The 14,642-nt window shown below is 43.1% G+C and carries 6 protein-coding genes; 2 read left to right on the top strand and 4 right to left on the bottom strand.

The window, feature by feature from the left end:
* The first annotated feature begins 7 nt into the window (after positions 1–7).
* Complete coding sequence (locus AKL11_RS14795) at positions 8–1,456, top strand: FAD-dependent oxidoreductase (RefSeq protein ID WP_067518808.1); 1,449 nt, start codon at positions 8–10, stop codon at positions 1,454–1,456.
* Between the two features lie 161 nt (positions 1,457–1,617).
* Complete coding sequence (gene hemE / locus AKL11_RS14790) at positions 1,618–2,685, top strand: uroporphyrinogen decarboxylase (RefSeq protein WP_067518806.1); 1,068 nt, start codon at positions 1,618–1,620, stop codon at positions 2,683–2,685.
* 48 nt (positions 2,686–2,733) lie between these two features.
* Here the strand turns inward: hemE and AKL11_RS14785 are convergent, their stop codons facing one another.
* The 4 genes from AKL11_RS14785 to purH form a co-directional block, all read right to left on the bottom strand.
* Entirely contained in the window at positions 2,734–8,430 is a 5,697-nt protein-coding gene (locus AKL11_RS14785; protein ID WP_157673585.1) for a hypothetical protein, read from the bottom strand.
* Between the two features lie 644 nt (positions 8,431–9,074).
* Positions 9,075–11,417, bottom strand: a complete 2,343-nt coding sequence (locus tag AKL11_RS14780; RefSeq protein WP_067518802.1) for a response regulator — start codon at positions 11,415–11,417, stop codon at positions 9,075–9,077.
* A 148-nt stretch (positions 11,418–11,565) separates the two neighbouring features.
* On the bottom strand, positions 11,566–12,846 hold the full coding sequence (gene purD / locus AKL11_RS14775; protein ID WP_067518800.1) for a phosphoribosylamine--glycine ligase: 1,281 nt from the start codon (positions 12,844–12,846) through the stop codon (positions 11,566–11,568).
* 20 nt (positions 12,847–12,866) lie between these two features.
* Entirely contained in the window at positions 12,867–14,459 is a 1,593-nt protein-coding gene (purH, locus tag AKL11_RS14770) for a bifunctional phosphoribosylaminoimidazolecarboxamide formyltransferase/IMP cyclohydrolase (protein ID WP_067518798.1), read from the bottom strand.
* Between the last annotated feature and the right edge of the window lie 183 nt (positions 14,460–14,642).

The following is a 14,642-nucleotide window of genomic DNA, read 5'->3' as shown; positions in this document are numbered from 1 at the left end:
CAGCGAAATGTCACAGTTACACTTAAAGAATGGTCACCAGGGAAAGCGACTGAATAACAACTTCCAGTTTGTTGATGTCGGCAGGGTTGATCCGGATAAAAAAAGCCTGCGTCAGCGTAAGACTGAATTTGTTGAAATATATCAACCATTCGACGAGGAGCAGGCAGCCGATCAGTCACACCGCTGTTTGGCGTGTGGTAACCCGTACTGCGAATGGAAATGCCCGGTTCATAATTACATTCCGGACTGGCTGAAACTGGTGTCGGAAGGTCGCTTGTTTGAAGCGGCAGACCTTTGCCATCAAACCAACAGTCTTCCAGAAGTCTGTGGTCGTGTATGTCCTCAGGATCGCCTTTGCGAAGGTGCCTGTACATTGAATGATGGCTTTGGTGCGGTGACCATTGGATCGACTGAAAAGTACATTACGGATACTGCGTTGGCGCTGGGCTGGCGCCCGGACATGTCGCAAGTTCAATGGACAGACAAAAAAGTAGCAATTATCGGTGCAGGGCCAGCGGGGCTGGGTTGTGCTGACGTATTGGTTCGCAATGGCGTAACTCCGGTTGTCTTCGATAAGAATCCGGAAATTGGGGGTCTGCTGACGTTTGGTATTCCGGAGTTTAAACTGGAAAAACACGTCATGAGTCGTCGTCGTGAAGTGTTCTCTGAAATGGGTGTCGAGTTTCAACTGAACACTGAAATTGGTAAAGACATCACCATGGAACAGCTGATGGCAGATTACGATGCTGTCTTCATGGGTATGGGTACGTACACCTATATGAAAGGTGGCTTCCCCGGCGAAGAGCTGGACGGTGTCCACGATGCGCTGCCTTTCCTTATCTCTAGTGTGAATCGTAACCTTGGATTTGAAAAAAACGCGGATGATTTCATTGATATGAAAGGCAAACGCGTTGTAGTTCTCGGTGGTGGTGATACGGCGATGGATTGTAACCGTACCTCCATTCGGCAAGGTGCAAAGTCGGTTGCGTGTGCCTACCGCCGTGATGAGGAAAACATGCCAGGGTCCCGTCGTGAGGTGGCCAATGCAAAGCAGGAAGGTGTGCAGTTCCTGTTTAATCGTCAGCCAGTAGAAATTGTTGGTGATGGCAAAGTCGAAGGTATTCGACTGGTGACAACGGAGTTGGGAGAGCCTGATGAACAAGGTCGTCGTCGCCCTGAGGTTATCGAAGGCAGTGATGAAATTATCGATGCGGACGTCGTTCTGGTAGCCTTTGGCTTCCGTCCAAGTCCGGCTCAATGGTTTGAAGAACATCAGATTAATACCGATGAGGGCGGGCGAGTTGTCGCTCCGGAGAAGAACAAATACAAGTTCCAGACCAGCAACCCTAAGGTGTTCGCTGGTGGTGACATGGTCCGAGGCTCCGATCTTGTGGTAACCGCAATCTGGGAAGGTCGTGAAGCTGCTGATGGTATTCTTGATTATCTGGATGTTTGAATAAATCACGAGAGCAAAAGGGCGTATTTCTAACCGGAAATACGCCTTTTTTTATGGTGGATTTCCGTGATAACCGATATAAATGCCGAATCTGATTCATGGTTGTTTACCGGTAAACGCTGTAGAATCGCTGTTCCGGAATATCGGGTATCAAGGTATTTATGACTCCTCTAAAAAATGACCGCTTTTTACGAGCACTGCTCAGGGAACCTGTTGATGTGACACCAGTGTGGATGATGCGCCAGGCTGGACGTTATTTGCCGGAGTACCGCGAGTTACGGGCAAAAGCCGGTGACTTTATGTCCCTTTGCCAGAATCCACAACTGGCTTGCGAAGTGACACTGCAACCTCTGGAACGTTTTCCATTGGATGCGGCAATACTGTTTTCCGATATTTTGACGATTCCTGACGCCATGGGTCTGGGTCTCTATTTTGAAGCGGGTGAAGGGCCAAAGTTTAAAAAGCCGATTCGCACAGCAGCAGATGTTGAAGCCCTGTTTGTTCCTGATCCGGAAAAAGACCTGGGTTATGTGATGGATGCAGTGAGAACCATTCGCCATGAATTGAATGGTCGTGTTCCGCTGATTGGTTTCTCTGGCAGCCCATGGACGCTGGCAACCTATATGATAGAAGGTGGCAGCAGTAAAGACTTCCGCCGCATCAAAGCCATGATGTTCGATCAGCCAGAACTGTTAAAGCAGGTGCTTTCTGTGCTGGCAGATTCTGTGGTCAGTTATTTAAATGCACAGATAGAAGCCGGTGCTCAGGCAGTACAGATCTTTGATACCTGGGGTGGTGTATTGAGTCCGGAGAATTACCGTGAATTCTCATTGTATTACATGGACAAAATTGTCAAAGGTCTGAAACGTGAGAATGAAGGCCGAAAAGTGCCTGTGATTTTGTTCACCAAAAATGGTGGGCAATGGCTTGAATCCATGGCGGACACCGGTGCAGATGCTCTGGGCCTGGATTGGACAACGGATATTGGCGAAGCCCGCCAACGTGTTGGCGACAGAGTTGCCCTACAGGGTAATATGGATCCATCGACACTTTATGCGTCACCAGAAAGAATTCGTCAGGAAGTAGGAACCATTCTTGAAAAGTTTGGTACTGGTAATGGCCATGTGTTCAATCTTGGTCATGGTATTCATCAGTTTGTTGAACCCGATAAAGCTGCTGCGTTTATATCTGCTGTTCATCATATTTCAGCTGAATACCATCGAAATTAACTGAGTACCCCAAGAATCTGGCATTAGAGACTTGGGGCGATTCTATGTTTAAACTGTAGTAATCTGTAGCCCGTTTTCTGAAAGTAGTTGTTGGCTTTCTTGAACATGTGAACTAGGTTCGTAGTGTGTATCAGCTTGGGGATTCATCTCAATCGTAGTTGACCTAGAGAGCTTTTTCTCTGTTTTACTACTTTCATTCAACTTGGTAAACCTGCGGCTTTCGGCTGCTTTAAGAATGCTCTTTCTGTACTCATTTTTTTTATGTGGTTCAAGTGATCTCAATTTTTTTCTGACGATGCTGTTCAGATACTTATCCATAGTTTCAGGAGGCACTATTTTGTGAAGCTCAGAAAGAGCCATAAATAGCTCATTTTTTCCCCAGCTATTAATCTTTGGTGCTATTTTATTTATGAAAATTTTAAGTTGTTGTTTGGCATTTGAGTTTTTATCAGTAGCTATATCGTCTGTATCTGATTGAAAGCAGGGAACACTTTTTTCCAGTTCATCACGTAACATATTGGCAATGTGATAGTAATGGTTCTCTGTAGGTTTAATGTTTCTGCCATTATCATTCTGAATGTCGGATTCAAATAATTTTTGGAGAACAAACTGAGCTTCTGACTCTTGATCTTTTGCTATTCGATTTAAAGTTGGCACCCCTATATCTAAAATTGCTTTAAATTTCTTCCCAGCGTCAGCATGGATTTTTATGGGATCCCCTTCTTGGGCGATTATTATTTCTTCAAGCATTGAGTTCATCATTTCTATACTGGCTTGAGGCGGTACCAAAGCTCTTCCACTTAAATGACCAATAATTATTTCTGCAACAGGAGAATCAATTTTGTCTAAAAAACTGAACATGGTTCGCCAAAATTCAGAGCCCATTAAGGTGCCGAGTCTTGCCATAATACCTGTTGTATCTTTGATTAGATAAGCTGAAGTTGCGGCTAAAATCTCCCAGTTTCTAGTGGTAACACCGAGATTTAGTTCATTCGCTGTGGCGTTAAGGAACAAGCTGGTATTAATGGTTTCTTTGAGAAACCAGAGAACAGCAGTTTGCTCCCATTTTGTTGCGGCTCGTTGACCAAATATGTAATGCCAAAATTTTTGATCATCTGAAAGTCCTCCTGGATCATACTCTCGTGATATAGTCGATTGAGCTGCTTTTAGGATATCCTGCATCATACTTTCACGAGCGGCATTCGTTGTTCCATTATGAAGCCACTCGATTGTTGAGCTTGCCAGTTGCCATGGCGTTATAGCATAACGATAAAGATTGAAGGCTTGTCCAGCGTAGGCAATCATCACACCGGTAATGCCCGCTACTCTATAGTTGTTACCACTTTGTTTAATGGCTTTCTCATTTTCAATGGTAGATATTGCTGGATTTGTACCTAATAAATCTGCCATTAGTTGATTGCCATAAATATTTTCTAAGGCTGTAAGCTGAAATGTATCTTGTGGCGAGCCTTTTTTGGAAAGACTCAACAGGGCATGAGTAACACGTTGATGTAGGGTTTTAATCGATAGGTAATTAGCGATACCTGCTTTTTCGTTAAAGGTGTTAAACCAATCCAGCTCTTTCAGATAAAAAAGAAATTGCAGTGTTCCCGATTTGGTGCTGAATACATCCATCATTTCTTTAAGGGTGTTATACCCGAGCATTCTATAAATTGTCTTAAGCTGGCGTTGAGTACCAAGCTTCTCTACTCTTGCCTCTAGTTGTTCCATAGAGTGTGGCCGATCCGGCATTGCCATACCCATGGGGCCAAGAGTGAAGTATGCAATGACCTGATGGAGTACTTCTGCACCGAAGGCCAATGAAAGCTTACGTTCGTATGGGATTTGTTTGTTCAATGCTGTATCAAGCCAGTCAGAAATAGTTTCGTAGATGCTTCTGCTGTTATAGCCATAGAGCTTATCTGGAATAGCTTGCGTGGGATTTTGCTTGTGCGCAGCGTGTGTAAGAACCCTCTCATTGAGGTCTGCAGTCAATTCCTGAAACAGGATTGGCAGAGAAGAGTGAGTTCGCACACTTTCTGTAAACATGGATACATCTAGGCCCCACTTTGTCATTGAGGCGGCGCTGGTGATTATACTCACAACGGCAGAAAAGGCGTTGCCAGGATTGATGAAACCGGGAGGGAAAGATTTATTACCGCCAGAAGGGCAGCTAGCAGCATCGCTGTAAAACAGAGGCCTCATTGCCTTAAGATTAGAGGTTTGCGAAGCACCTAGCGAACTCTGAATTGATACTTGAGGTGCACTGGAATTTACGCTGCTGTGGTAAATCTGCTGAAGACAAGTAAAGTCGCCATTAGTCAGATTTGATGCACTCGAAGCGGTGAAATTGGCAGGTACAGGAGTATCGACGATTGTAGTGAAAGCATCATGAAGAGCGGGATTGTTTTGTGTTAAATGGCCAAAAAGATGGCGTAGATTGTTGAGGCTCCTGGTCACATCTGAAATAGGTTCCTGCAAAGACCTCATTAAATCAGTACCCTGCTTTATGGATATCATGCTCATTACAGCAACACAGAAGAAGCCGCTAAGAAAAATAAACTCACCTTTGTTTAACAGTTTTATCAGACCTTGTATTGGCTTTGACCCGAGTGGTGAATTACTAAAATGCTTTTCGAAAAACCCTTTTTTAGATAGTTTAATTAATTCTTCACTGATTTTTGATAATACAGTTGGGTCTTTCATTTGTTCTACGCTAAAGCCATTTACAAGCGTTTGAATCGCTTTGTTTCTAACAGTGCGTTGTATTTCAGAAACAGTTTTTTCGATATGATCAATGGTTGTTCGTGTGGAATCCTGATTGCTGTTATAGCTTACATAAGCCATCTGTTCTTCAAGGGATTTGAAATGGTCGTTGTATTTCATAATGGCGATTTTAAAGTCACTGTAATCATCAGTAGTATTATCTTTACCAGGTGCTGATGTCGTCAGTTTAATAGCCATTAAGCTTTGAAAAAAGTTTACGGCTTCTAGAGAAGGGGGAAGAGCATTTGCAACTTGATGGCTGAATGCTTCAGAGAAGCTATTCACTATGATCGAGGTTAAGGTTTTTGCCATTTTCAGTGTATCTGGGTTGCATTCATTTGGTTGATATCTGGGCAATAATGATAGAGCATTCCATATTTCCGATATATCAGATTTCCAGTCTGTATCATCACTTCGATTGTAATTTAATCCACAAAAATTATTGAAACCTTTTAAGGATTTGTCATTCTGTATGGAAATATCCTCTATTAATTGTACTTTGGTATCGGAAGGTGGAAGTATGCGATTAAGTGCATTTTTTAGGATTGAGAAAGGTTTGCATTGACTTAAATCATTTTTTCCCATCAAGCTTTGAATGGTTTCATTAAAAAAAATAACTGCCTTCTCAGTAAGCTCTCTATCATCAATGGCGCTACAAAATAAAAGCTTGCTCTTTTGTAGAGCAAGAGAGGAAAGCTTAAGTATGTTGTGTGTAGCACTGGGTATTTGTTGAAAATGGTAAGCTGTTCGAAAATTTTCGGCGGGCGAAAGATTGTTAGTGTGTCGGGAAATATTAAAAGGTTTTTTCTTACGACGAATTTGAGCCGATATCTCCTCACTGGTAAGTGTATGAATTGATATCTTTGGTTGATGATATTCCTGTTTGCTGGCCTTAGAGCCTGCAGTTAATGTGGCAATTAGGTCATCGTTATGTTGGTTTTGCTTGTCGGAATTTGCGATAGCAACTAATTTGCTGAGGTAGTTCTTATATGTTTCAAGGTCTGCCATCGTCATACTTGGCTGGTCAGATGTTGGCTCTGATTTACCAGCATTTATGCTATTAGCTCTGATAAAGCTTGAAATGCTGGCGATGCAATTTTCTTGATATGCTTTTTCTTCAGAAGAGATAATGTTTGATATTTCTGATTTTGTTTTTTTGAAAGCATTATCGATATTTCTGATAATGAGTTCTTTATCTTTCCCATAAAATTCATCTGTTGGTGGGGTTTCGGAGGATAAATAGGTTGAAAGTGTGCTCATGGCTTTAGCAACACAGTTGTTATAGAGGTATTTTTCGTTTTCTGGGAGGTGCTTTTTGATTTCAAAAATAATGTTTGAAAAACCATTAATTATCGCACGTCGCACATTTACACGTGACCTTATAGAGGTCTCTTTATCAAACTTATCAATATTTTCATCACTGATCAATTCATCAGCTCTTTCTATAAAATCGTGTGTAACTTTATTCCAGTTAGCTATGGATTCTTCACTTTCACTTGTGTTTGCAAATAATCTACCTCCTGTGATTAAATTTTTTGATAACCCATGAATGTTGTCGTCCAGACAACTGATATAGATGTCTGTAATTTTTCTGCGTAAATTCGATATCACCGCATTGAAGTATTGCTTGTTGTTTTCCGTGTTGATTTTTTTTTGTTCTTCTGTGAAATTGGGCTTAGCTTTGCCGTAGGTTTTTGACTTTTTTTTATCAAGGTGGCTGATGTCGATACTGCTATCAGTCAGCGTTTTTTTTGTTTCTTTAATAGAAGTGTCTGTGTTTAGAAATACTTCAAGCATACGGTTAGGAAATGTTTCCCTGACCGCTTGTAGATGTCTCTGCAGGTCACTTCTTTCGCCGCTCCATATAGACGGTGAAGAGAAAACACCATTAGGCAGATCACCTTTTAGTTCTTTCATAAGATTCTTGAAAAAAATTCTCAAGTGTAAAATGTTGTAACTGTGCTCTGTTTTATCCAGAAGCAGGTCGTTGTTTGAAAGTGCCTTGGTGAACTCTGCCGCTGTTAGTAGGGTATGACTATATAAATCAGGATTTTCTATAGGGTTAATCGTATTCCCGAAAATTCCTTCTTCAATATAAAGTAAACTGGAAAGAATTAAGGAGTAGCCTGCATCAAATCGTCTAATGTGCTTTTCTGCGCTATTTTTATCTGTTGATATATTGATGCCCATAGACTCAAAGAAAGAGGCTAATGGGCGATCTTTATTTTGCTGGTGGTGATTTTTCTCCAGTAAAGGAGTGTTGAATGACTTCGCTGAGCTTAATATTGTATTTTTGAGATGATGGAATATTGCGGTTGTAGTGAAATTAGTTGGTATTCCCTCAGTATTTAAAAAGGCATGTAATAGCTCATGGTCTACTAAATCTGGATGTGCATATGTTAATATTGCAAGCTGCATGAGCAGTTGGTTGTTTTTTCTATTTAGTGCACTATCTGCAGCTGTATCGGGAGTAATGCATTTTAGAGTATTTAGTGCATTTTCGAGAATGTCTCTTGTGTGAATGTTGTGATTGTCACTGGGTTGATGGAATGCCAGCTTTAAATTGATGGTTTTGTAAAGGTTGTTTAATATCTGTTTTGTTTCTTCAGTGATTGGTTTTTTGTTTAACTCCTCAATCTCAGTGGTAAGGCTCGAAATTAGATTTTCTGATTCATTGGTTCTATCTATGGTTGATGATATTTTTTGCTTATCACCATAGGGGATTACAAATTTAATAATGTCTTTAGGATCTGGTACGCTTCCAGTGATAGTTCTATGGATGATTTTCTTTGAAATGCTAGATGATGTTTGTTCTACAAATTTGGCCGCGCCAGATATTGGATTAAAACCTGAATTTAATGGTTGCACCCTTCTCGCAGTGTTGGCCTCATATACCGACGTTGTAGGCTGTAGGTTAGAACGTGGTGAGTAAGTTGCTGGGTATGATTGCAATTCTTGGAGGAGGTTTTCTGGACTCACTTAGGACTACCTTTGAAGGAATGAGAGATAGGTGGATTTAATAATTTGGTATGTTGATTTATTTTACTTTGATACTATGTACCGGACGCGATAACAACGGAAACTTGTTGTCAAACTGGTGATAACAGTTTTATAGTGGTTTCTTAAATTATTTATTTTTATATTGGATGGGTTTAGCATTATTTTGTCCTCCTTTTTTATTGATGATTTATGGTTTAAATTAATTGTGCCAATGGCATGAGTTTATGCAGTTTAATCACCGATAGTGAATGGGTATATTGTCAAGATTATTTATTAAGATTGATCTATTGAACAGAAATTCAATTTTAAGGTTAATGATAGTTTACGTAAAAGCTTCTTTTTTTTAATTTGGTGGGTTTTTCTTCATTCTCAAATTGTTTTTATTATAAATTGCTTTAAGGTCTATCGTCTGTTAGTAACTGCTCAAAAGTTGGTGGTAGGTTTCGCAGTGATGTCTCTGCAGCCCAATAACAAAAATGAAGAATTTTTAGGAAGTGTGTTTTTATCACCAAAAAATGAGCAGTTACGTCCGTTTTTTGATTGCTTTATTGGTGAGTACATGATTTGGTTTCAATGCTTTGTTTCATACTAATATCTTGGTTGTGGATCTAGGTGTTAGAAAGTTAATTGGTTTTTTTAAGTATCTTAAATAATGCTTTTTTCACGGTAAACCGAGTGACAGGCTTTGTTAGTAGAGAGCTAATTCCAAGTTTATCGATATCTTCTGTATTGGGTAGTGTTGTAACGCCCGTGAGCATAATGAAAGAGGGAGGTGTTAGGGTGTTTCTATCCTGGCTGATTCTCTCTGCTATTTGAATTCCCTTGAGGCCTGGCATTTGATGATCGGCAATAACCACATCATATGGTCGTTCAAGATATGATGCCGTCCGGATCATGGCAAGTGCTGTAAGACCATCTTCAGCTTCATCTACCATCAGGTCCAAGAGCTTGCACTGTTGTTGCAGTACTTTCCTGCATGTTGAGCTGTCATCAGCGATAAGCACTCTCATTTGGCTATATTCGTTATCGTTCTTTTTCTCCTGCTCTGGCTCTTCTTTGCTTGTTTCTGTATAGGGGGTGAAGAGGTTGATAGAGTTGGTATGTCTGACAATGTCCCCATCCATTTCTTTGAGCAGTTTTTTGGCAAGGAATAGGTTTAGCGCTGAACTGGCTTCTACCTCCTCTTCATTTGTATCTTGATTGATGTCGTTGTTAGATCCCCAATGTTCACTATAGCGACTTGCAGGCAGGCGTAATTCAATCCGCATTTTGCCCACAGTTTCTTTTTTAACACTAAGAATGAGTTCACCATTTTCAGCTTGGTTTAATGCGTAGAAGCAGGTGGCCTCTAATATCAGAAAAAAACGGCTGTCATTGAAGTAGCATTCTGAGGAGATGTCTTCTGCGATGGAGCAAATCAGCTCTACGTTCTTCTGTTCTGCCCGGTAGAGTAGTCTACTGGTTACTTCATCAATAGTGTCCTGCAGGTTTAATAACTGGCTATCACTGGGGCTTCTCACTTTGTTTGTCTTGATATTGGAGGCCAGCAGGTTGATCAAGTTGCCCAGCTCATGTCCGGAATATCTAAGTGTTTGTACATAGTCTTCTTGTTTTGGAGTGAGCGAGGTGCTTTGTAAGAGCTCTGTCATACCCATGACGCCGTTTAATGGGGTACGAAGTTCATGTCCGATTTGTTTCACTACTTCGCGACTGAACAGCTCGGGATGATGCTGTTTATAACGATCTTGACTTTGCCTTAGAATGGTTTTTTTGAATCGGGTTGGGATCGTAACGTAGCCCATGGTGATGGTCATCGTGTACAACAGTATCCAAGTGGCATCATCTAATGGAACAGCAATGCTACCAGAGTCGGAAAGTGTGTAGAAAAACTGACTCAGGGCAAGGGGAATAAATGTCCAGGGAGGCGCAGGCCGAAATTCTCGTTTGACCAGCCAGAAAGAAAAGCAGAAAGTCACCGTACTGATAAGCATTAATAATGACAGCGACGTATTCATAACGCTATTCGAAGCCCATGGTATGAACAGAAGGCATATAAGATGCAGTATGGATAGACCGTTGATGAAACGCACCAGCTGTGGCCATTCTCTATCTAATAGGTTGACCGATATGCGGTGAAAGCTAAGGCCTAGAAAAAGGATCGATGCTTTGAAAAGTAAGCTTTGTAATTCGATGCTGGCGTTTAGCCATGAGCTAAGGTAACCCTGCCATGAGCAGATAAAAAACAAAGCAAAGGCCATGTTGATCGCTGTATAACCGTGGAGAGCACTGAGTCGTTTTGCTTCGATATTTTTAGCGGTAAGAGTCATGTTCTGCTTCGATAAATAGGATAGGCATATGTTGGCAATAATGATGGCGATTAATAGACCACTTAAGAGTGCGGTTTTACCCAGTCGTGTGTTTTGTTCTGCCAGATACTGGTCCAAGCTACTTAAACGAATGCCTTTAAACAGTTCGGGTTGGTGGCGGGTTTTCAGGAATATCGTGGCTTTTTCGTTAGGGTTTAAAGTAAAACTGGTGGTTCCATATTGATCAAATTGCAGGACAGATATGTTCTTTTGCTCGGTAAGTGAGTGCTCTTTTTCAATGTACAGTTCTTTGCTGGGCTGTAATTGATAATCCACGGACAATACGGGGGTGACTTGATTAGCAGTGTTATTACGAACGGGGATACGGAGCCAAAAGTGCCCGGATGTACTTTGTGAGCTTATGCTGCCGTACTGGTATGGGGTGAAGTGGTATTTATAGTCATCCCCGGTGAGCTGTTCAATACTGAGTGGTGTGGAGTCTTCAATCAGGTAGCAAACACTGCCATCGGAAGAAAAGGTAAACGATGGGTTGAAAATTTCAATAGCCGTGGTGGCCATGGCCGTGAAAGGTAATAGCAGAAAAAGTATAAGTGTCCATAAGTACCCATGGGCTTTGGTAAACACTCTGAAAAAGTCCATTTCTCTTTATTATTGGCCTGATTATACGTTAAGCATTTTTCTCAGACAGTGATTCAGTCGACGCTTTGGGGTGAGTTCGTATTTCTCTCAATTTACCAAGAACCCTGTAAGCACACTCATTGATGATACTTACAGGGCATAATGGCCTTTACGTCTCTTCTCTGGCAATGGCCTTATGGCCAATATCCGTGCGGAAATAGGCATCCTGCCATTGAATGGTTGCCACGGCTTGATAGGCTTGCTCTTGTGCGTCTTTTACAGAGTTGCCCAGAGCGGTTACACAAAGCACGCGACCACCATTAGTTAAGGTTTTACCGTCTTCGATCTGTGTGCCTGCCTGAAATACTTTGGCATTAGTGATGTTTTGCAAACCCGAGATCTCATCGCCTTTACGGTAGGATGCAGGGTAGCCACCGGCAGCCATCACAACACCTAAAGCGGTTCTGTTATCCCATTCGATGTTGGCTGTATCCAGTTCTCCTTTAGCACCTGCGAGACAAAGCTCAACGAGGCTGGACTTCAGACGCATAAGAATGGGTTGAGTTTCCGGGTCACCAAAACGACAGTTGTACTCTAATACTTTTGGCGTCCCTTTAGCGTCTATCATCAAACCGGCATAGAGGAAACCGCTGTATGGCATGCCTTCGCTGGCCATGCCTTCTACCGTGGGGATGATGACTTCTTTCATCGCCCGGTCATGAATTTCCTGAGTGACGACCGGAGCTGGAGAATAGGCACCCATTCCTCCGGTGTTAGGACCTTTATCACCATTATCCCGGGCTTTGTGATCCTGACTGGTAGCCAAAGGCAGAATGTTTTTGCCATCCACCATCACAATAAAGCTGGCTTCTTCACCAGTCAGAAACTCTTCGACCACCACGCGGTGACCGGCTTCACCGAACGCATTGCCTGCCAACATGTCGTCAATGGCATCAAAGGCTTCCTGCTCTGTTTGAGCAAGGATGACGCCTTTACCTGCAGCAAGGCCGTCCGCTTTCACCACGATAGGCGCACCCTGTTGTTTAACGTAGGCTTTGGCGGGCTCGATTTCAGTGAAGTTCTGATACGCAGCCGTGGGAATGTGATGGCGTGCCAGAAAATCTTTGGTGAATGCTTTTGAACCTTCCAGTTGAGCTGCAGCTTGATGCGGTCCGAAGATTGGCAGACCTGCTGCTTCAAATTGATCTACGACACCCGCTACCAAAGGCGCTTCAGGACCAACAATGGTGAGCCCAATGTTTTCTTGCTTGGCAAAGTTCACTAGTCCTGAGATATCCAGCACATCAATATCGACATTGATGACTTTATTTTCCGATGCGGTACCGGCATTGCCCGGTGCCACAAACACCTGGGCAATGTTTTCATCCTGAGCGACTTTCCAGGCCAGAGCATGTTCCCGACCGCCGTTTCCTATGATAAGCACTTTCATTGTTATTCTGTCCTTTCAAATCAGTGGCGGAAATGGCGGATGCCAGTGAAGACCATGGCAATCCCAGCCTGATTGGCGGCATCAATCACTTCCTGGTCGCGCATGGAACCGCCAGGTTGTATCACTGCAGTAATACCGGCATTGGCGGCGGCATCGATGCCATCACGGAATGGGAAGAACGCGTCGGAAGCCATCACTGAGCCCGGTACTTCCAGTCCTTCGTCTGCGGCTTTGATGCCAGCAATACGGGCGCTGTATACACGGCTCATCTGGCCGGCGCCAATACCAATGGTTTGCGCATTTTTGGCGTAAACGATGGCGTTGGATTTTACGAATTGAGCGACTTTCCAGGCGAACTGCAGGTCGATCAGTTCCTGCTCTGTGGGTGCGCGTTCAGTCACTACTTGCAATTCTTCCGGGCTGATCACGTGTATGTCTGCATCCTGTACCAGCAGGCCACCGTTAACACGTTTGAAATCCAGAAATGGTGTTTGGACTTCAGGCCATTGTCCGGCACTGAGAACCCGGATGTTCTGTTTGTTCTGCAAAACAGCCGCCGCTTCCTCATCAATCTCTGGAGCGATAATGACTTCAACAAACTGTCGTTCAATAATGGAGCGTGCAGTGTCAGAGTCCAGCTTGCGGTTAAAGGCAATGATGCCGCCAAAGGCTGAGGTTGGGTCTGTTTCGTAAGCCAGGTTATAGGCTTCCAGAATATTGGTGCCGGTGGCAACGCCGCAGGGGTTGGCATGTTTTACAATCACACAGGCAGGCAAATCAAAGGCTTTTACGCACTCAAGAGCTGCATCGGTATCTGCAATATTATTGTAGGAAAGTGCTTTGCCCTGTAATTGTGTAGCACTTGAAACCGTGCCTTGAGGTGGGTTTTTCTCGGTATAAAATGCTGCTTTCTGGTGAGGGTTCTCACCGTAACGCATGTCTTCAACTTTCATAAATTGCGTGTTGAATGTGCGCGGGAAAGATTCAAGTTCTTCGATGCTCATTTTTTGAGAACCTGTGAGCTTGCCAAGATAATTGGCAATGGCGCCATCGTAACCAGCGGTGTGTTCAAAAGCTTTCACAGAGAGATCGAAGCGAGTAGCAAGATCAACCTGGCCATCATTCTCAGCCATGTTGTCCAGCACACGTTGATAGTCGTGAGAGTTAACGACGATGGTCGTGTCTTGGTAATTCTTGGCGGCAGCGCGAACCATGGTTGGGCCGCCGATGTCGATATTCTCAATTGCTGTTGCCAGATCACAGTCAGGCTTGGCAATGGCTTGCTCAAATGGGTAGAGATTCACAACCACCAGATCAATCGGCTGGATGTTGTGTTCTGCCATAATGGCTTCATCCTGCCCGCTTCGCCCCAAGATGCCACCGTGGACTTTTGGGTGTAGCGTTTTTACCCGGCCATCCATCATTTCCGGAAAACCGGTGTAGTCAGAAATCTCAATGGCAGGAATATCGTTTTCCACAAGAAGGGCGAAGGTACCACCGGTAGAAAGGATTTCAACAGCGTGTTGATGAAGAGCTCGGGCGAATTCGACAATTCCTGTTTTGTCGGAAACGCTAATCAGAGCCCGGCGTACCGGACGAGTCGTGACTGCCATCGTTTCTCACTTACAGTTTGTTGGTATGCGTTATAAATTGGAATGTATTATAAAAAGTCGGGCTGATTTTAGCGGGAAATAGCGGCTAATGGCAGGGGGAAGCGTAATAAAGTAGTAAATCCGCGGCCTTATGCTCGATAAAAGCTCGATAAAGGCGCGGATTATTCGTAAAACGATGTGTTT

The organism is Endozoicomonas ascidiicola (assembly GCF_001646945.1).
Classification (GTDB): domain Bacteria; phylum Pseudomonadota; class Gammaproteobacteria; order Pseudomonadales; family Endozoicomonadaceae; genus Endozoicomonas; species Endozoicomonas ascidiicola.
The sequence above is the reverse complement of the archived record's forward strand: the minus strand, read 5'-3'. Positions and strand labels throughout refer to the sequence as shown.

Bases quoted from the DNA above. Each gene is read 5' to 3' on its own strand.
- AKL11_RS14795 (WP_067518808.1), top strand. From the start codon at position 8: ATGTCACAGTTACACTTAAAGAATGGTCACCAGGGAAAGCGACTGAAT.
- hemE (WP_067518806.1), top strand. From the start codon at position 1,618: ATGACTCCTCTAAAAAATGACCGCTTTTTACGAGCACTGCTCAGGGAA.
- AKL11_RS14780 (WP_067518802.1), bottom strand. From the start codon at position 11,417: ATGGACTTTTTCAGAGTGTTTACCAAAGCCCATGGGTACTTATGGACA.
- purD (WP_067518800.1), bottom strand. From the start codon at position 12,846: ATGAAAGTGCTTATCATAGGAAACGGCGGTCGGGAACATGCTCTGGCC.
- purH (WP_067518798.1), bottom strand. From the start codon at position 14,459: ATGGCAGTCACGACTCGTCCGGTACGCCGGGCTCTGATTAGCGTTTCC.